Source organism: Corynebacterium callunae, from assembly GCF_046592015.1.
GTDB classification, from domain to species: domain Bacteria; phylum Actinomycetota; class Actinomycetes; order Mycobacteriales; family Mycobacteriaceae; genus Corynebacterium; species Corynebacterium callunae_A.
This window is the reverse complement of the sequence record NZ_JAWVOB010000001.1, coordinates 344,418-363,656: the sequence shown is the minus strand read 5'-3', so window position 1 is coordinate 363,656 and position 19,239 is coordinate 344,418. Positions and strand designations below refer to the sequence as shown.

Genomic DNA, 19,239 nt, shown 5'->3' with positions numbered 1-19,239 from the left:
TCCTTCGATAGTTACACTCTCGGTATTTTTCCGTTTGCTTAGGCTCCACCGCCCCACTTTGGTGTTGAGCCAAAGCTTTGTATGACTTCGAAGGACTTTTTTATGCGTTCCTACGCCACCTATATTGCCGTTGATGGCCTGAGCTTTTCTTACCCCGACCGGCGCGTACTCACTGATATTTCGCTCACCGTTAACCCTGCTGAAATTGTCGGGTTGATTGGTGAAAACGGCGCCGGAAAATCGACACTACTAGCGCTGATCGCGGGCGACCTAGAAGCAGATCAGGGCGATATTTATCTACCCCAAGAAACCGGCTTTATTGCCCAGGAAACTGAGCTGCCCTTTAACTCCCCTGCTCAAGCGCTTATCGACGCTGCCGTCGCACCGATTAAGGCCATTGAAAACACCATCGCTGCCCTCTCCGCACAGATGGCTGAATCAATGAGCGAGGAGGTCTCCGCCTCCTTTGACGCAGCCCTCCACGATGCCGAGGAGTATGGGCTGTGGGAGCTAGATTCCCGCATTGAAACCGTGCTGGCTGGCCTCGGCTTGGCAGATATTGATCGTCAAACTCCCATTAGAGAGCTCTCTGGTGGGCAGCGCCGCCGCTTCGCCTTAGCAGCGCTACTGCTGGAACCTGCCAAGGCTTTGATTTTGGATGAACCCACCAACCACCTTGATGACACCACGGTGGACTTCCTTATCACCGAGCTCAAAAGCTTTAAGGGCCCCATTCTTATTGCCAGCCATGATCGCTTTTTCCTCGATCAAGTAAGTAATAAATTGGTAGACCTGGATCCAGCGCTGGGACCTGAGGGCGGGTCCGGCGAAGCCGTTAAACAAGCTGCTACCTTTGGTGGCGGTTTTAGTGACTACCTGCTTGATCGCGAACAACGTCGCGCTAAATGGGCGCAGCTTTATATTGCCCAAGAAACCGAGCGCGAGAAACTCGAACACGCCACCGGCATCACCGAAGGTGATATTTTCCATTCCTCGGAGTCAAAGTCAGAGGCAAAAGTCACCGCCAAGTTTTATGCCGATCGCGCTGCCAAAACCCAAGGCAATAGGGTGAGCTCAGCTCGCCACCGCCTGGAAGAGCTGGAGAGGTTTGCGCTGCCTGCACCCCCAAAGGTGCTGGAATTCCAAGGTATCCCTGAGGTGTCCCATCATGGCGTGGGCGAAAGTATTGAACTCAGAGATATTGCAGTTGCTGGCCGCGTACAGCCGGTCACCTTCCGCATTGATCCTGGCGCGCACATCCTCCTAGAAGGTCCAAATGGCGTGGGTAAATCCACCTTGCTCTCGGTATTGGCAGGCGATCTCTCCCCCACCCAAGGCGAGTTGATTATCCCCGAGGGGCTGCGCATAACCCGCCTTAAGCAGGATGATCAGTGGAGCCAAGAGCAATTAGCCACTCCCGCCGCTGAGGTTTTTGCACAACTGTCGCACCGCCCGGATGGGCCAGACTTAAGCGATTTGGGACTGCTTAGTCCGGCGTCGCAAAGCGCCCCGTTGGGCGCCTTATCGCTTGGCCAACGTCGCCGGGTGTCACTGGGGCTCGTCCTGGCTAGTCCCCCAGATTTATTGCTTCTCGACGAACCGACCAACCATCTCTCTTTGGCGCTGAGTGAAGAATTGGAAGCCGCAATAGAAAAATTCCCCGGCCGCGTGCTTCTGGCCAGCCATGATAGGTGGGTGAGAAGACGATGGTCGGGGAAGAAAATTAGCTTAAGCAGCTAGTTTTACTGAGCTGGTACCTCAGCTACAGGGGCATCGGTGGCGGTGCCCACGCACATGGCAGGAACCTGTTCCGGAGCGACGGTGTTGGTGATCAAAATACAAGCCCAGTCCTGGGAAAGCTGCCAGCTGCCGTTGGTGTTCACAAACTCCACGCCTTCGGCTTCTTGCTCAGGACGATCTGGAAGCTGGAACATAACGGTGGTCAGAACCTCAGAAGTGGGGTCATAACCTGGAAGCACGGAGCCCACAACCTGGAACTGAGCGCCAGATTCAACCTTGGCCTGAGTCATGGTTTCAAAGAGCTCAGGAGCATTTTCAGAACCCTGAACAGTCTTTACTTTCTCCTCAATTGGAGCATTGGGATCGGTTGCAACTGCGAGGATGGCGTTAAGCTCATCTGCGGTTGGGTAGGCAGCTGCAGCGCTGGTTGATTCTTCGGAGCTGGAGGCAGCTGAGGTTGCTTCAGTGCCGGTGTCCTCGCTGCTGGAGCATGCGCCAAGGGTCAGTGCTGCTGCAACGCCAAGGGTTGCTGCGGTTACCTTAAAAAGCTTCACGTGAAAGAATCCTTTACTTCTGTCTCATCGTTGCCACCCAAAATCTGATCATGGATTTTAGTCCACGACGCGGACGCAGATGGGCGCTAAGCTCATCCGCACACCAACGGTGTGGCAATTTATAAACGGCTTTCCCACAAAGGGTACACGTCATTGCGGAGCGACCCACATTCCTGAGGTCGGGAAATGCTGTGAATCACACTGTAGTTTTTAGGGCTTCATGGCACATTGCTAGTGTTAAACCCATGTCTGAGCAGCCAGCACCGCACACCCACACCCCTGCAGATTCTTCCAATGCCCCGGGAAAAGTTGCAGTAATTACCACCGGTGGCACCATTGCATGCACCTCTGATGCCAATGGACACTTAGTGCCCACCGTTAGCGGCCAAGAATTGCTTGGCACCATCGCCTCACGTTTTGATGGCTCCGCAATTTCTTTTGAGGTTCATGAGCTCAACCGTTTGGATTCCTCCTCCATTACTTTTGCCGATATTGATGACATCAACGCAGCAGTTCATAAGGTATTGGCTGATCCTAAGGTTGTGGGCGTAGTTGTTACCCATGGCACCGATTCCATGGAAGAATCCGCCATTGCTATTGATACCTTCCTTAATGATCCTCGCCCAGTGGTGTTTACCGGCGCCCAAAAACCTTTTGATCATCCCGAGTCCGATGGTCCCTCCAATCTATTTGAAGCCTGTCTCATTGCTTCTGATCCGTCTGCCCGCGGAATTGGTGCGCTGATTGTTTTTGGACATGCGGTACTTCCAGCACGTGGCTGCACCAAGTGGCATACCTCTGATGAATTGGCCTTTGGTTCCAATGCACCCGAAGAACCAGAACGCCCCACCCCACTGCCGCTGGTTTCCTTAAGTGATGTCTCTGTCGAGATCATCCCTGCTTATCCCGGTGCTTCGGGTGCCATGGTGCAGGCTGCTCTTGATGCTGGTGCCCAAGGCCTGGTTGTGGAAGCAATGGGCTCTGGAAATGTCGGCTCCAAAATGGGCGATGCTTTGGGCAAAGCCTTGGATGCCGGAGTACCAGTTATTATGAGCACCCGCGTTGCACGTGGTGAGGTCTCAGGCGTTTATGGCGGTGCCGGTGGCGGTGCTACTTTGGCTGCCAAGGGCGCCATTGGTTCCCGCTATTTCCGTGCTGGCCAGGCTCGTATTTTGCTAGCCATTGCACTTGCTAGTGGTCGCCATCCAGCCACCTTGATCTAATCTCCTTTAGTCCCCAGCTTCCGCTGACTCTTCTTCCTCTGCGGTGCCGTTTTCAGCAAACCACGGCCCCCAATCCAAACTATCGAGGGGATCTGCTTCTTGAAGCAGCGGATCGTCCATGGCAAAACTTCTGGTTTTGCCCTTGACGGTGCTGCGGGTTTCAAAGCGCACAGACACCACGCCATGTCCTGCTCCTTGGACCCATCCATGTCCAAAATCTGGATGAAAAACATCCTGGGTGGCACGCCAGATTCTGGACGAGGTATTCGAGCTTGAACCACCATGAACGTCAGTAATAATTTGTGCCTGCGCACTACTTGATTGCACCCCGGATTCATATTCGGAATCTGGCGCAGCGGGAACCACAATTTGCTGATCAAGCTCTGGAAATAGGATGTCCTGTCGGGATTCTTCCAGGCCGGAAAAACCCACACCTACCAGGCGAATGGGGCCAACTTGCTGCGGATAACGCGCCAATCTAAAAGCCGTTGCCTCCAAGGTGGCGTAATCATCGGTGGCATAGGAAAGCGTAAAAGAACGCGATTCCACCCGAAAATCCGCCATCCGCAATTTCACACTTACAGTGCGGGCGCCTCGGCCGTCTTTAAGCAAGCGCCTATGTGCACCTTGAGCTGCACGAATAATGGCTGCATCGACCTGCGCGCGGGTGAGTAAATCTTTTTCAAAGGTGTGTTCTTGGGAAATCTGCTTAGCTTCAGCCCGCGGAACTACTGGGCGATCATCAATACCGCGGGCAAGATTCCACAGCCCTAAACCGATGGTGGCACCGAGTGAAATTTCTACCTCTTTTGCCGATAGTGCTGCGAGGTCACCGATGGTTTCCACACCCATTTTGGCAAGTTTTGCGCCAGTAACTGGGCCCACTCCCCAAAGCGCGCCCACTGGAAGTGGGTCAAGAAGTTCATGCTGTTTTTCCACGGGCACCACAAAAACGCCATCGGGTTTGGCTTCCCCGGAGCCAATTTTGGCAATTTGTTTACCTGATCCCGCCCCCACAGACGATGGCAGCCCGGTGACCTCGCGGATTTCGGCGCGCAGGTCTTCTGCCCATTGTTTTACTTCCTCAGGTGTAGCTCCGACGAGAGCTTCGGGTTCCATAAAGCCTTCGTCGATGCTGAGGCGTTCAATAATCCCGGCGCGTTTTTCAATAATCTGAAAAACTCGTTGGGAAGCTGCGGAATAGACCTGGTGTCGTGGGGATACCACCACAGCGCCAAATCCTGCTAGTGCTTTTGCTTGGTGCATGGGCATGGCGGAGCGAGCCCCAAATTTTCGGGCTTCATAGGATGCGCCGGCTACAACTCCCCTGCCATTTACTCCGCCGACCAACACCGGACGGCCGCGCAGCGTAGGTCGGGTGAGCTGTTCACAGGAGGCGAAGAAAGCATCCATATCGATGTGCAGAACCCAACGTTGCATAACCTCTATGCTAGGCGCGTCAATGTAGTTTTCCTACATTGGGACACCCTTAAACGCTATTTTGTTCGATACCTGCCCCCAGTTTAAACACACCCATCTAGGGTTTGCGCAGAGCAACTGCCAATACCACCAGAACAATGCCGCAGATTTCTGCCACGCTCAGCATCTGCCCCAGCACAATAGCTCCCATCAGCGCTGCACTAATGGGTAAAATTGCCAAAAGCAGCGCAAAATAGGCGCGGCCTGCCATGCGCAGCACCACTTGGTCCAGACCATAAGGAATCACTGCAGAAAGCACTCCTAAGCCCAGTGCTAACCCGCCCACTTCCCACCAGCTCAAAGAAGTTGCAGACAGCCCTGGCCACCACCACAATGCCAAGGGCAGGGAGAGTACAGAAGCCCAGGTAAAGCCAATGGCCATACTGCTGCGACTGGAGGCTGCATCTCCAGCAATGCGATTTCCCGCCACAATATAAAGTGCCCACAAGGCAGCAGCAGCTAGGGCAAAAAGCACACCGACACTATTGGCAGACCATTGCGCACCGCTAATAATCACCACTCCAACACCGGCCAAGATCAGAGCCAGCCAATCTCTCAAGGTGGAACTGCCTACTGCAGCCACCACGATGGGGCCTAAAAATTCAATGGCCACAGCGGTGCCCATGGGCAAACGGGCAATCGCTTCATAAAAGGTGATGTTCATACTTAAGGTGGCAACGCCATAAATTGCAGCGCTCAAGCCCACACTTCCTAAAAAGGACCGCCAGGCTGGCCGATACATGAGCAATAAGATTAGGGCTGCCGCGGCCACACGCATCCAGGCCACCAAGGCCGGAGAGAAACTCTGGAAAAGCCCCACGGCAATCGCTGCTCCGGCGTAGAGGGAAGCACCGTTTAAGACCATTAATAAAGGTGCGAGCGTTGACTTCGCGGAATTTTCTCCAGTTTTCCCATTCACAAAGGCTAATTTTAGCCGAACCTCACCAAAGCTCAGTGATGCCCTATTTAGCCTGCCGGCCTAATCGAACTGCCTGCGCGGTAAAAGCAACCTGCGGATTTTTATCTCGGCTTAGTTCCTCTAAAAGCTGCTCAACCTGCTCCATACCAGCAGGAAATTCTGCCAAAGCTTGGGTAATTCGCGCCCGTGCCGGATCTGTCACCTCACGTGTTCTAAGCTCTTTGGCAAAACGGTCCAGCACCACCCCAGGCACACCAGCGGCAGCACGCGCTGCCAAGGCTTCTGCAGCTTCCACGTCCTGCACCCCCTCAAGCACCATGGACACCAATTCTGCTTCCACTTCTGCCCCACCGATGCCAATCTCTTTACTTAAAGCCAAGGCAGAATGGGCGCGGATTTCTGCGGAGGGATCATCCAAACAACCAAGCAAAAGCGAGGTGCGCAGGCCACTCGGTTGAGCTGCAGCGATAATACGCACAGCCCGGAATCGAATAGCAGAATCGGCAGCTCTTAAACCTCGTGCCGCCATCGAAACAACCTCCACTACCGAGTCCTCAGCCTGCAATATCGCCCAGGTCAATGCACCTTCCACATTGGGGTTATCTTCCCTCAATGCGGAATCAACCAGCGTTGCTATAAGTGAGCTATTCTTTTTTACCCCCTGGGCAAAGGCAATAGACTGTCGGTGTGCTGGGTTGGAAGATCGCAAAGCACCCATTAGCTCCACTACGTCTAAAGCAGACTGCCAATTGTCCACCTCAGCTGCCTTTACCGCGCGCAGGCGGTGCAATAATTCCTTTTCTGCCCGCAAACGGGCCTGGGAATCGGCAATTAAATCTGCAATAACCGAGCCCGGACGAAAGTGGGGATCATGCAGGGCATCGGCAACCTCAGCAAGGCTTAGCCCCAAACTCCGTAGGCCCTCAATATGGAGAATTCTTTGCACGTCAGCAGCCGAAAACTCCCGAAAACCTGAGCTATTAACCCTTGGTTCCAACAGCCCCAGAGACTCATAGTGGCGCAACATTCTGGCACTAACCCCACTGCGTGCTGCGACCTCACCAATTAGCATGCGCCCATATTATCCACCTTGCGCGCGAGGTGGAGATTTGCTGCAAAGTCAGCGTCTGGATCTTCCCACAGAGCCAGCGTGGCGCGGGTATGCGGGCCCTTAAAGCGCCCTAAAAAGGCGCTTATCGACGCACCCCTGTTACCCAATTCCACAATTGCTCTACTTAAGCTGCGCTGGGTATCGGTATCACCTTGATCTAATTCTTGGCCCAGCTCCTCAAGTAACCATGGCACATCTTTTTCTGGCACTAATCCGGCATAACTACGCCACGCAGTTACTTTGGTATCACTTCGATGGAGCAGCTGAGGGCGGCTTTTAAGCTCGGCCCACACCGAGGTGTTTTTGAGTTTGGAGAAGGTGTGCAGGGCTTGGCTTGCTCCAAAAGGAGTCTCAGCATCCAGCTCTGTCACCAGAAGTGGGATGACCTCATCCTGGGGCATACGGGTTAAAGCCCAGGTGAGCATATCGCGGACGTAGAAATCCTCTTCTACCCCACATTGCTTAATTAGTGCGGGAATGGTGTGTGGATCTGCTTTGATGCCTGCTGTCATAACGGCTTGAAGATTATTCATAGAACCCATTGCACACCTTGACATCGTGTCAAGGTCAAAACGCCGAACCCCCGCTGCCTGGGGTGACCCAAGGCAGCGGGGGCGCGTCGACAAGCGTTTTAGTTCTTGGTGACCTGAGCGTTAACGCCGGTGAGAACCTCGTGGGTCTCGCCGGTCAGCGGCTCGGTGGTGACCTCGAAGGAGGTGGCAAGGACCTCAGCGGCGATATGCTCGGCGTGGGTGTTGATCCACTCCTGCTTATCGGCAGGCACGCTGATCAGCACGGAGATGCGATCAGAGACCTCAAAGCCGGAGTTCTTGCGGGCATCCTGCAGGCCACGGATAACATCGGCAGCCCAACCTTCAGCCTCAAGCTCCTCGGTCAGGGTCATGTCGAGGACAACCAGGCCGTCCACACCATCGATCTGGGCAGTGGAATCAGGGTTGGCAGCAACGAGACGCTCGGTGTACTCGCCTTCCTGCAGCTCAATGCCATCAGCAACCACAACCTCACCTTCGCGGGTGTAGTTTCCGGACTTCACAGCCTTGATCACGCGCTGGACATCCTTGCCCAGGCGCGGACCTGCAACCTTAGCGTTAACAACAACCTCAAAGGTGCCCACAGAATCCACATCAGAGGTCAAATTGACCTCCTTGACGTTGACCTCATCGCGGATGATGGCGGTGAAATCAGCCAAGCGCTGTGCGTCTGGAAGTGCCACAGTCAACGCTGGCAAAGGCAGACGGTTGCGCAGCTTGTGGGACTTACGCACGGAGGAAGCTGCAGAGCAAACGCCACGGATTTCATCCATGGTGCGGACCAGATCATCATCTGCTGGGAAAGCAGCTGCATCTGGGTAATCGGTGAGGTGCACGGAGCGCTCGCCGGTCAGACCACGCCAAATAACCTCGGTGGTCATTGGCAGCAGTGGAGCTGCCACGCGGGTGAGGGTTTCCAGCACGGTGTATAGGGTGTTGAAGGCCTCTGGGTGCTGGTCATCGCCGGCCCAGAAACGATCGCGGGAACGGCGCACGTACCAGTTGGTCAGGGCGTCGCAGAAGTTGCGGACCAGGTCACAAGCCTTAGCAATGTCCGTTGCATCCAAGGCTGCCTGGGTTTCTGCAACGAGGTTGTGCAGCTTGGCCAGGATGTAGCGATCCAGCACATCGGTGGAATCCACAGACCAGGTGGCCTTCTTGGAGGCATAGAGCTGCAGGAAGGAATAGGCATTCCACATTGGCAGCTGTGCCTGGCGTACACCTTCGCGGATACCCTTTTCGGTGACAATCAAATTGCCGCCGCGCAGGATTGGCGAGCTCATGAGGAACCAGCGCATAGCGTCAGAGCCATCGCGGTCAAAAACCTCATTGACGTTGGGGTAATTGCCCTTGGACTTGGACATCTTTAGTCCGTCATCACCAAGCACGATGCCGTGGGCGACAACCTTCTTGAAGGCAGGACGGTCAAAGAGTGCGGTGGACAGCACGTGCAGCAGGTAGAACCAACCACGGGTCTGGCCGATGTACTCCACAATGAAGTCCGCAGGAGCGTGGGTATCAAACCAGTCCTTGTTCTCAAATGGGTAGTGGACCTGCGCAAATGGCATGGAGCCGGAGTCGAACCACACGTCAAGGACGTCGGTGACGCGGCGCATGGTGGACTTTCCGGTTGGATCGTCTGGGTTTGGACGAGTCAGCTCATCGATATATGGGCGGTGCAGGGACTTGGGGCGCACGCCGAAGTCTGCTTCCAGCTCATCGAGGGAGCCGTAGACATCCACACGTGGGTACTCATCGTTATCAGAGATCCACACTGGAATTGGGGAACCCCAGTAGCGGGAGCGGGAGATGTTCCAATCGCGCGCGCCTTCCAGCCACTTGCCAAACTGGCCGTCGCGAATATGGGCTGGCATCCACTCGATGTCCTGGTTGACCTCAACCATGCGGTCACGAATCTCGGTGACATTAACAAACCATGATGGCAGCGCCATGTAGATCAGTGGCTCGCCGGAGCGCCAAGAGTGTGGGTAAGAGTGCTCGATGGTCTGGTGGCGGACCACGCGACCGGCAGCCTTGAGGTCCTTGATGATGTCCTTATTGGCATCAAAAACGAGTAGACCTTGGTATTCCGGAACCAGGCTGGTGAATTTACCATCCATGTCCACCGGAATAACTGGCTCAATGCCCGCCGCATTACAGGTGTTCATATCGTCTTCACCAAAGGCAGGAGCCTGGTGGACGATACCGGTACCATCTTCGGTGGTCACATAATCCGCACCCAAGATCTGGAAAGCCTTAGGGTGCTCGCGGAAGTAATCAAAAATTGGCTCATAAGTCAGGCCCACGAGCTCAGAGCCTGCGTGCTCGGAAATAATCTGCGCCTCAGCGCCGAGCTCCTTGGCATAAGCGCCAACGAGATCCTTTGCCAAAAGCACACGCTTGCCGACGAATCCTGCCTCACCGTCTTCAGCAACCTCAACTAATGCGTAGGTCACCGTTGGGTTCACTGCCAAAGCCAGGTTGGAAGGCAGGGTCCATGGAGTGGTGGTCCAGGCCAGCGCTGAAGCGCCGACCAGATCAGCATTAGCGCCAGAGCCTTCCAGCACACCGGTGATGGGGAAAGTTACAGTCAGGGTTGGGTCCTGACGCAGCTTATAGGAGTCATCCAGGCGGGTTTCCTGGTTGGACAGTGGGGTGTGCTCGGCCCAGGAATAAGGCAGCACGCGGAAACCCTGGTAGATCAAGCCCTTCTTATAAAGCTCTTTAAAGGCCCAGATAACGGATTCCATGAAGGTGAGATCCATGGTCTTGTAGCCGTTTTCAAAGTCAACCCAACGAGCCTGGCGGGTAACGTACTCTTCCCACTCTTTGGTGTACTGCAGCACGGAGGTAGCACAGTACTCGTTGAACTTGGCCAGGCCCATGGCCTCGATCTCGCCCTTGTCCTTGATGCCGAGCTGCTTTTCAGCCTCTAGCTCTGCAGGAAGGCCGTGGGTATCCCAGCCGAAGACGCGGGGAACGCGGTGTCCACGCATGGTCTGGTAGCGCGGAACAATGTCTTTGACATAGCCGGTGAGCAGGTGACCATAGTGTGGGAGACCATTGGCGAAGGGAGGACCGTCATAAAAGACATAGTCCTTAGCGCCTTCACGCTGATCAATACTGGCTTGGAAAGTATCGTCCTTTTTCCAGTACTTAAGAACGTTTTCTTCCATTTCAGGGAATCGAGATGATCCACCAGTCATATCGACCTGGGGGTAGACTCCGCCAACGGCTTCAGTCATGAGTTCCGGCCACATCCTTCACGCAAGTTTGCATTAACAATTTCTTGCCGGGACGCCCCTATTGGACGCGGTACCACCCTGCTTGAGTCAGGCTTGTAGATTTACACAACCTGCTCCACTTGATTGTTCAAAGGTATTTCACGGTCCCACCCGTTCGGTTCTACTGGGCACGCTAGGTGCTGTTCTTCCGAAAAGACTCCCCGGTGATGGCCGGATCAACATCTTCGCCGATCTGCCCTCAGACCCTGTTCGGAATTTTGGACAGTTAAGCGACTGCAGCCAAGTATAGCGCACCAACGGCCAAGTGAAAGTTGAGCGTTGGGTTACTAACGGCTTTTCTTTTTCCGCCATTCATCGATACCAAAGCAGACTAGTCCAGCACTGACCACGACAATCAGCAGCACTGTCCAGATATCAGAATCTGAGACCACCGTGAGCACCAAAAGAATGAAACCGATGATAGATAAAATAATCGCAGCTATAAACATCAGGATCACCTTTCTTAGTCAGCTGCTCAGGGCATACAAAAGCTCTCCCCTGCCCGGTTTATAAGAAATCCGGACCCGGGGAGAGCCGAGTATTTAAAGATGCTGGCGGAGTTTACTCACCAGACTTGTTAGCGGAGTTATTGCTTGGTGCGGAAGATCCGCGCGCATTAAGCTCCTCCAACTGGCCCTCGAGGAGGGTCTTCAAACGAGTGCGGTATTCGCGCTCGAAGGTCTGCAGCTCAGCAATGCGGGTCTCCAGAGCGTTCTGCTGCTCCTTGACTGCCGCCATGGTCTCAGTGTGCTTGCGCTCAGCGTCAGCCTGCAGGGCGTTAGCCTTGTCCTCAGCCTGGCGGATCTGAGCTTCTGCGCGAGAGGTAGAGGCTGCGATGGTAGCAGCCGACTTCTTCTCGGCGTCTGCAACCAGGTTCTTAGCCTTGGTCTCAGCTTCAGAAACCAGGGTGTTGGCACGTGCTTCAGCTTCTGCAAGCTGCTTCTCAGCAGCTGCGCGAGCTTCTTCAAGGGTCCTATTGGAGGTGCTATTAGCTTCCTCGATCTGCTTCTCTGCTGCTTCGCGAGCCTCGTCCAGCATGGACTTGGATTCTGCGCGTGCCTCAGAGGTGAGACGGTCAGCCATTTCCTGAGCCAGTCCCAAAACCTTAGCTGCCTGCATGTGGGTGTCCACATTGGCTGCGCCGCTTGCTACAGCGCCGGCGCCAGCGCCAGCTGCTGCGGAGCTAACGGCGGCAGCCTTGGTGTTGTTGGCACCGTTCTTAGCTTCTGCCTTAGCCTTCTCAGCTTCTTCACGTGCGGCCTTAGCCTCAGACTGAGCGCTCTTAAGCTGGTCTTGTGCAGCCTTTGCGTCGTTCTGAGCCTTTTGAGCGGCCTTAGTCGCATCTTCAAGCTTGGTGGAGTATTCAGCGCGCAGTTTGGCTTCGATTTCCTTGCGCAGTGCTGCTTCATCAACAGACTTGGTGGTTACGCCAGCGCCGGCTGCTGCCGGGGTGCTGGTTGCAGCGCCGTCGTTAAGCTGTGCTTCCAGCTCTTCAACCTGCTGCTTGAGATCATCATTTTCCTCTTGGAACTGTGCGAGGGTGTCCTCAACGAGATCCAGGAACTGATCAACCTCGTCCTCGTTGTAACCACGTTTGCCGATAGGCGGCTTACTGAAAGCGACGTTATGCACATCAGCTGGAGTCAACGGCATTAGCGGATTCCCTTCGATTTAACGGTGGCCCCAGGCAGGGCCGGGACTCAGTCACAAGAATTTCCTGCGACTGGAATTTCCATTTATCATACTGTTCTTCACACGTTATTGTAGCCAGCAGCAAGTTTTTCTCGGGCAACCGCGCCGAAAATCCCTAAGTATTTTCGCCGTGTTCGCGCAACCGTAGTTGCTGTGACCCTTCTTGGACCACACACCAGTGACAAACATGTGAATGGGGCTTACCCTACCCCTCACAATTACAAATATGTCATTTGAATTGCGTTTTTAAGGACTTTTTGGACCTTAAAGTGTATTCCTTTGCCCCGTTTTGACCGGTTATTAGCTTTAGTGTTGAACTGATCACAATTGCGAATAACTTTCGCTATGTAGCCGATAAACGGGTGTGCATTTAGGGGGTAAATTTTTGTCACCACTCACCCTGCGAACGGTGACAAACTTCCTAAAGGTGCACTTTAAGCAAACATGATGATGACTCTTTGAAGCACTGACAGTGCGAAAAAGAGCACCAGTACGGAGATGTCAAGGCGCACATTACCCAATGGCAGTGGCGGAATAACTCGACGCAAGAGCTTTACTGGCGGATCTGTAATAAGGAAGATTGGTTCGGCAATGAAGAAGAACCACTTCGGCGGAGCGAAAGATCGGGAAAATGATTGGATCATTTCAATCACAATGCGTGCTACTAGCACCCAGGTGTAGAGACTAATGATCCAAGCAATTAAATATGCAATGGTACCCACGAGGAAACAGCCTAACCGAATTTGATGGTCGATGAAATTATTTCAGCCCTGATTAAACTAAAACCGCCACTCTCCCACCCCGATCAATGTGGTCAGGATAAGGAGAACTGGCGGTCAAAGTTAGGATTTCCGTTCACGCTGCACATGAAGCGGTTGTGAAGAGCCTTCCGAAGATGACTATCAATCCAGCAACCCTTTGCGATCCGGCAAATCGAGTTTCGCTAGGTGTTAGCGAAGACGAGCTGCGCGTTCCAGCTCAGCGGTGGTGACGGTAGACAGCTCTGGGATAACCGCGAAGGTGAGGTTGTCAATCTTCTTCATCTGTCCACGCAGTGCAAAGCACAGGCCAGCTGCGAAGTCGACAATACGACGGGACTCGTCACGAGACAGCAGGCTCATATCAAAGACCACTGCATCGCCATCGCGGAAAGACGCACCGATGATTTGTGCATCTTCAAAGGAATTCAGTTCCACTGGCACGATGGTGGACTGGTAGCTGCGTGGTGCTGGAGCAGCAGGTGCAACAGGTTCTGGGGTGTAACCGTATTCGCGATCACGGTATTCCGGCGCGTAGGCAGGAGCTGCTTCGTAGCGTGGCTCATCTGCATAGTAGGCGTCATCATGGTCGGTCTCATAAGGAGCGAGTCCGAAGAATTCTTTGGTCTTCTTGAGCATTGACATGGCAGTTTCCCTTCACCTGGAATGTCTATTTATTCATGTGCAGCTGGGGTGCTCATCACACCCTTAACTTGATTTTCTACGCTAGCGGTCGCGTTCCCAGAATTTCAGTTCCGACACGCACGATTGTTGAGCCATGCATAATTGCTTCCGCGAGATCTCCAGACATACCTGCGGAAAATTCCAAAGACCTGTCAAAGTGGTGTTCTAAACCTGAAAGAATCTCTCTTGCCTGGGCAAATGCACGTTCAGGCTCCCAGTTAAGCGGGGGTACACACATTACACCCGCGAAGTCGAGGTGTGTCGCCTTTTCGATGGCTTCTGCAAGTGCTGTGACCTCCTCTAAAGGAGTTCCACCACGGGCTGGATCGCCATCCAAACTCAGCTGAATAAAACTTTGCAGGCTTGGCGTGGTGCGGTCACCTCTTTCCAGCGCTAATTCCATGCCGTGGTCAAGGCCCTGAGCGATTTTTAGGCTGTCGATGGAATGTACGGCTGCTGCCCACCGCGCCACAGAGTTAACCTTTTTGGACTGGATTTGGCCGATCATATGGAAATCCATGGTTGCTAATTTCGCTGCTTTATCGCGTGCTTCTTGTTCCCGGTTCTCCCCCACTGCGGTCACTCCCAGGCTCTGCAGGATTTCCACATCAGAAAGCGGATGGAATTTGGTTACGGGCAGCAAGACCGCACTACCTGCAGGCCGAGCTGCGGCCTGGAGGGCGGAGTCGATACGCGTTTGTACTTTGGTGAGGTTGTGCTGAAGCTCAGTGACTCTATCCATTTACGCCACCTCTGGTAGCCAAATAACGCCAGCTTGGCGGCCGGTGGTGCCTTCGCGGCGGTAGGAGAAGAAGTCCTTGTCCTCGATGGTGCAGCGCGGATCGGAGTCAATGGCGTGCACGCCCAGGCTTAACAATTGGCGCAAGAGACCGGCGCGGATGTCCAGTCCAGTTGTGCCTTTGGTGGTGCGGGCAATAGAGCCAGGCAACTTGGCTTCCACATCGCGGGCCATTTCTGCGGGCACCTCATAATTTTTGCCGGATGCTGCCGCCCCCATGAGAACGTGGATATTGGCAGGTTTGGCACCCAGCTCAACCATTGTGGCAATGGTCTTTTTCATAATTCCATTGCGTGCGCCCATGCGTCCGGCGTGAACAGCTGCAATAACGCCAGCTTCGGTATCAGAAAGCAGCACCGGCACGCAGTCCGCAACAAGGACCACCAGCGCAAGGCCACGCTGGGTGGTGACCAAAGCGTCCGTCATTTCCACCGGAGCGTCTACTGGAGGTGCTTGATCCACCACGGTGACGTTATTGGAATGAATTTGTTCCATGTACACCATGCGCTCCGGCGCCAAGCCAATGCTGGCGGCCAGGCGGTCACGATTGGCAGCAACTGCTGCTGGATCATCGCCAACATGATCTCCCAGGTTGAAGGAGTTATAGGGAGATTGCGAAACCCCGCCGGCACGGGTGCTAAACACCTTGCGGACGGGGCGGGAGTGAAGATCAAGACTATCCATAGTGGACTAGTCTATTCACCTTTTGCTTAACGCAGGAAGCTAGGTACATCCAGATCGTCGCCACGATCATCGCGACGGTCATCACGGCGCTCATCACGGCGCTCATCACGGCGATCATAATCACGATCGTCGCGGCGATCATCACGAGGGTAGTCGCGCTCACCATTGGTGAAGAGTCCACCGCTGGAGCGGGTCTCTTCAATACGATGACGCGCACCTGCGGAACGAGACTGATAAGGATCGTTCTCTTCGCGGGAACCGCCGAAGATGTTTTCATCCTTTGGTGGCACGGTGGCGTTGGACTGTGGCACCTGGCGCTCGCGGTTAGCCTGCTCAGCTGCGTTATTTGCAGCGTTGCCCGCGCGACGGTTCTCAGAAGCGGTAGCGCGAGCAGCGTCAAAGCCGGTGGCAATAACGGTTACGCGGACTTCATCACCGAGGTTGTCGTCGATGATGGTACCGAAGATGAGGTTAACGTCCTCGTCGGAACGCTCGCGCACCATAGAGGCAGCAGCGTTGACTTCCATCAGACCAAGATCAGATCCACCTGCGAAGGAGAGCAGGACGCCAGTTGCGCCGTCCATGGTTGCTTCCAGCAGTGGGGAGTTAATTGCTTGCTCGGTAGCGGTAACCACGCGGTTATCGCCCCGTGCAGAGCCAACACCCATCAATGCGGAGCCAGCTTCGGACATAACGGAGCGAACGTCCGCGAAGTCCACGTTGATCACACCAGGGATGGTGATGAGGTTGGTAATACCCTGCACACCATTGTGGAGGACCTCATCGGCAGCACGGAATGCTTCCATCATGGAGAGGTTGGCATCGCCGAGTTCCAGCAGACGGTCATTTGGGATGACGATGAGGGTATCGCAGACCTCTTTAAGAGCTGCGATACCTTCTTCTGCCTGGCGGGTGCGGCGACGACCCTCAAATTCGAAAGGCTTGGTAACAACGCCGATGGTCAGCGCGCCCATCTTCTTTGCAATACCAGCAACAACTGGAGCTGCACCGGTACCGGTGCCACCACCTTCACCGGCGGTAACGAAGACCATGTCAGCGCCCTTGATGGTCTCTTCGATTTCGTTTTTGTGGTCTTCTGCAGAGGTACGTCCAACCTCTGGGTTTGCGCCGGCGCCGAGGCCACGGGTGGCTTCCCTACCAATGTCGAGCTTAACGTCGGCATCGGAGAACATGAGAGCCTGCGAGTCAGTGTTCACCGCGATGAACTCCACACCCTTGAGGCCTTCTTCAATCATGCGGTTGACGGCGTTGACTCCGCCGCCGCCCACGCCGACGACCTTAATCTTGGCGAGGTAGTTGTTCGGTGAGGTCATGGTCGATGTCTCGCCTTTCGAAGAGTTGATACTAAAAGAGCTTTTATATAAATATTTTGAACAAGACTATCAGGCATATCTCAGCCCACTAGTCATTATCCGGCTGTTATACATCTTGTGCGAAAAGGCACCCAATGTGTCGGACATTTCCGGCGGCGTGTCGTACCCTCAACCTTTACTTTAAGGTTCTTGAGGTGGAGAAACGCTCCCCGCCCCCGTGTCTAAAGCAGCTATAAACTACCCTAAAACTGGTTCAGGTAGCCACTTTAGCGGACACTGACCATTGACGGTGAGCTGATATTCCAATGCTGGCCTTCACGCTTGACTACAGTAGCCATGGCGACTGCTTTATCGTGATTATTTTCCGCCGAACCCCAGTAAATTTCCCGACCATCTTTAAGTTTCAGCAAAATATCATATTGGTCTGGAGCTTCTACTGTTGCCACATTGTTCAGCAGCGCTGCATCTTGGTCCCTAATGGAGTTTATCACCGAGATGACTGCAGGCAGGATGGCTTCATTGGCTGCATCTGTTGCGGTTACTTCCACGGTGCCAGGAGGTGGCGTGCCAATAATGATCGGCTTGCCTTCAGTATCATAAATAACATTGCCATCGGCAGTATTTTGGAACACCGCAGCCACCCGCTCTTGCACCTCAATAGCAATGGTGCTCGGTATCTTTCGGTTAATGGTCACCGTTTTCACCCAGGGCAATTCCGCAATTTTATGAGCGGCACCAGAGGCATCTACCCGCAATAGGTTTTCTCCCACGGTGATCCCTGAGGTTTCTTCAACGACCACCGCGCCGGTAATGGGAGCACCTGTTACCTCAATGGTGTTGACTTTCAGGATGGGCACAAACCAGGCGACAACAGCCAGAATTGCAGCGATGACCACCAGGGATACCGCTGCAATGGCAATAGTTTTCTTTTTCACAGGCATAAACCTTCGCTCTCAACAGAGCTAGTCTTGAAGTTGAGCAAGGATCTCCGGAGCCAACATGGTCACAGAACCTGCGCCCATGGTCAGCACAATATCGTCCGCGCCGGCAACCTCTGCAATACGCTCTGGAACTGCCGAGAAATTAGGTTCATAAACCACGGGAATGCTCATCTTTTCAGCGATAATGCGGGAGCTAACACCTTCGACAGGTTGTTCACGCGCACCATAAATCTCCAACAACACGGCTGCATCTGCCAGGGACAACGCAGCTGCAAACTCCTTGGCAAACTCAATGGTGCGCGAGTACAGGTGCGGTTGGAAGGCCACAATGACGCGGCCCTTCCCCGCTGCTTCCACGCGCTCACGGGCAGCGGTGAGCACTGCCTGCACCTCGGTTGGGTGGTGCGCATAATCATCAAACACGGAAGTGCCCGCAAATTTACCCGCCTCCACAGTGCCGTGGTGCTCAAAGCGGCGGCGCACACCTGAAAAGTCACTTAGACCAGAAACAAGCTTCTCGACGTCGCCACCCACCAGGGAACCGGCCACCAAGGCGGCCGCACCGTTGAGCACCATATGATCGCCGGGGATCTGCAAAATAACTGACAGCGTCTTGCCCTCAAGTTCAATGGTGGCGCGCGTTCCCTCAGCTACAACTTCAGTATCAACAATGGTGGCCAGAGCTGGTACATCTGGATGTGCAGCTACAGCTTCAAGAGTGCCATAGCCTACAGCCTTAATTCCCTTGCGGATTGCACGCTCACCCAAGGCGGCAGCATGTGGATCATTAAGGCACACCACCAAGGTGCCACCGGGGGTAAGGCGACCAGCAAAATCATCAAACACCTGGAAATAAGCTTCAGGGGTTTTGAAGAAGTCGAGGTGATCTGGCTCCACGTTGGTCACCACTGCAATTGCTGGCTTATAACGCAGCAAGGAGGCATCAGATTCATCGGCTTCTGCCACAAAGACCTCGCCGGTGCCATGATGAGCGTTGGTACCAGCCTTATTGAGCTGACCGCCAATGGCAAAGCTGGGATCCATGCCCGCAGCCTGCATAGCTACCACCGTCATAGAAGTAGTAGAGGTCTTGCCGTGAGTGCCGGCGATAAGCACCTGGGTGTGGCCTTCCATCAGCTCCCCGAGCAAATCAGAGCGGCGGATAACCGGGATATTTTCTTCTCGTGCGCGCACTAACTCTGGGTTGTCCTGCGGGATCGCAGCAAAGGAGGTCACAACGACAGTAGGAAGTTCGCCTGCAAGCTCCAGGTTTTCGGGAGCATGGCCAACGGCGATCTTGGCCCCAACAGCACGAAGTGGCAACAGCGTGCGGGAATCCTTGGCATCAGAACCAGTGACGGTCTTGCCGCGAGCCAACAAAATACGAGCTACACCTGACATTCCGGCGCCACCGATACCAATGAGGTGGACGCGGGAAAGATCAATATTCTGCGGGGTTTCTGCAGCTGGATTTGTCATCGAAGGT

General features: G+C 54.3%; 17 protein-coding genes. 2 read left to right on the top strand and 15 right to left on the bottom strand.

Features of this window, described 5'->3' with window-relative positions:
- The first annotated feature begins 102 nt into the window (after positions 1-102).
- Positions 103-1,740 carry an ABC-F family ATP-binding cassette domain-containing protein gene (locus SFC07_RS01665; RefSeq protein WP_411206487.1) on the top strand — a complete coding sequence of 546 codons (1,638 nt, stop codon included), beginning with the start codon at positions 103-105 and terminating at the stop codon, positions 1,738-1,740.
- A gap of 2 nt (positions 1,741-1,742) precedes the next feature.
- Here the strand turns inward: SFC07_RS01665 and SFC07_RS01660 are convergent, their stop codons facing one another.
- Positions 1,743-2,294, bottom strand: coding sequence for a hypothetical protein (locus SFC07_RS01660; protein ID WP_411206486.1), 552 nt, complete (start codon positions 2,292-2,294; stop codon positions 1,743-1,745).
- Positions 2,295-2,539: 245 nt separating this feature from the next.
- Between SFC07_RS01660 and SFC07_RS01655 the strand changes: the two genes are divergently transcribed.
- A complete protein-coding gene (locus SFC07_RS01655) occupies positions 2,540-3,517 on the top strand; it encodes an asparaginase (RefSeq protein ID WP_411206485.1) in 978 nt (325 codons plus the stop codon).
- A 6-nt stretch (positions 3,518-3,523) separates the two neighbouring features.
- Here the strand turns inward: SFC07_RS01655 and SFC07_RS01650 are convergent, their stop codons facing one another.
- The 14 genes from SFC07_RS01650 to murC all read right to left on the bottom strand — a co-directional run bounded on the left by SFC07_RS01650 (position 3,524) and on the right by murC (position 19,232).
- Entirely contained in the window at positions 3,524-4,957 is a 1,434-nt protein-coding gene (locus SFC07_RS01650) for a DNA polymerase IV (protein ID WP_411206484.1), read from the bottom strand.
- A 97-nt stretch (positions 4,958-5,054) separates the two neighbouring features.
- Entirely contained in the window at positions 5,055-5,861 is an 807-nt protein-coding gene (locus tag SFC07_RS01645) for an EamA family transporter (protein WP_411206756.1), read from the bottom strand.
- A 97-nt stretch (positions 5,862-5,958) separates the two neighbouring features.
- Entirely contained in the window at positions 5,959-6,987 is a 1,029-nt protein-coding gene (locus tag SFC07_RS01640; RefSeq protein WP_411206483.1) for a MerR family transcriptional regulator, read from the bottom strand.
- The gene (locus SFC07_RS01635; RefSeq protein ID WP_411206482.1) at positions 6,981-7,559 is read right to left on the bottom strand and encodes a HEAT repeat domain-containing protein; all 579 of its coding nucleotides are present in this window, start codon (positions 7,557-7,559) and stop codon (positions 6,981-6,983) included. The genes SFC07_RS01640 and SFC07_RS01635 overlap by 7 nt, the downstream gene beginning before the upstream one ends.
- Positions 7,560-7,657: 98 nt before the next feature.
- Positions 7,658-10,822: an isoleucine--tRNA ligase gene (gene ileS / locus SFC07_RS01630; protein WP_411206481.1), complete on the bottom strand. Its 3,165-nt coding sequence runs from the start codon at positions 10,820-10,822 to the stop codon at positions 7,658-7,660.
- Between the two features lie 326 nt (positions 10,823-11,148).
- Positions 11,149-11,310, bottom strand: coding sequence for a hypothetical protein (locus SFC07_RS01625; RefSeq protein ID WP_411206480.1), 162 nt, complete (start codon positions 11,308-11,310; stop codon positions 11,149-11,151).
- A 112-nt stretch (positions 11,311-11,422) separates the two neighbouring features.
- Positions 11,423-12,514, bottom strand: coding sequence for a DivIVA domain-containing protein (locus SFC07_RS01620; RefSeq protein ID WP_411206479.1), 1,092 nt, complete (start codon positions 12,512-12,514; stop codon positions 11,423-11,425).
- A 473-nt stretch (positions 12,515-12,987) separates the two neighbouring features.
- Positions 12,988-13,275 carry a YggT family protein gene (locus tag SFC07_RS01615; RefSeq protein WP_411206478.1) on the bottom strand — a complete coding sequence of 96 codons (288 nt, stop codon included), beginning with the start codon at positions 13,273-13,275 and terminating at the stop codon, positions 12,988-12,990.
- Between the two features lie 228 nt (positions 13,276-13,503).
- Complete coding sequence (locus SFC07_RS01610; protein WP_411206477.1) at positions 13,504-13,956, bottom strand: cell division protein SepF; 453 nt, start codon at positions 13,954-13,956, stop codon at positions 13,504-13,506.
- 76 nt (positions 13,957-14,032) lie between these two features.
- Entirely contained in the window at positions 14,033-14,737 is a 705-nt protein-coding gene (locus SFC07_RS01605; RefSeq protein ID WP_411206476.1) for a YggS family pyridoxal phosphate-dependent enzyme, read from the bottom strand.
- Positions 14,738-15,478 carry a peptidoglycan editing factor PgeF gene (gene pgeF / locus SFC07_RS01600; protein WP_411206475.1) on the bottom strand — a complete coding sequence of 247 codons (741 nt, stop codon included), beginning with the start codon at positions 15,476-15,478 and terminating at the stop codon, positions 14,738-14,740.
- 26 nt (positions 15,479-15,504) lie between these two features.
- Positions 15,505-16,812: a cell division protein FtsZ gene (gene ftsZ / locus SFC07_RS01595; protein ID WP_411206474.1), complete on the bottom strand. Its 1,308-nt coding sequence runs from the start codon at positions 16,810-16,812 to the stop codon at positions 15,505-15,507.
- Between the two features lie 266 nt (positions 16,813-17,078).
- Positions 17,079-17,753, bottom strand: a complete 675-nt coding sequence (locus SFC07_RS01590; protein ID WP_411206473.1) for a cell division protein FtsQ/DivIB — start codon at positions 17,751-17,753, stop codon at positions 17,079-17,081.
- Between the two features lie 21 nt (positions 17,754-17,774).
- Entirely contained in the window at positions 17,775-19,232 is a 1,458-nt protein-coding gene (gene murC, locus SFC07_RS01585; RefSeq protein WP_411206472.1) for a UDP-N-acetylmuramate--L-alanine ligase, read from the bottom strand.
- Between the last annotated feature and the right edge of the window lie 7 nt (positions 19,233-19,239).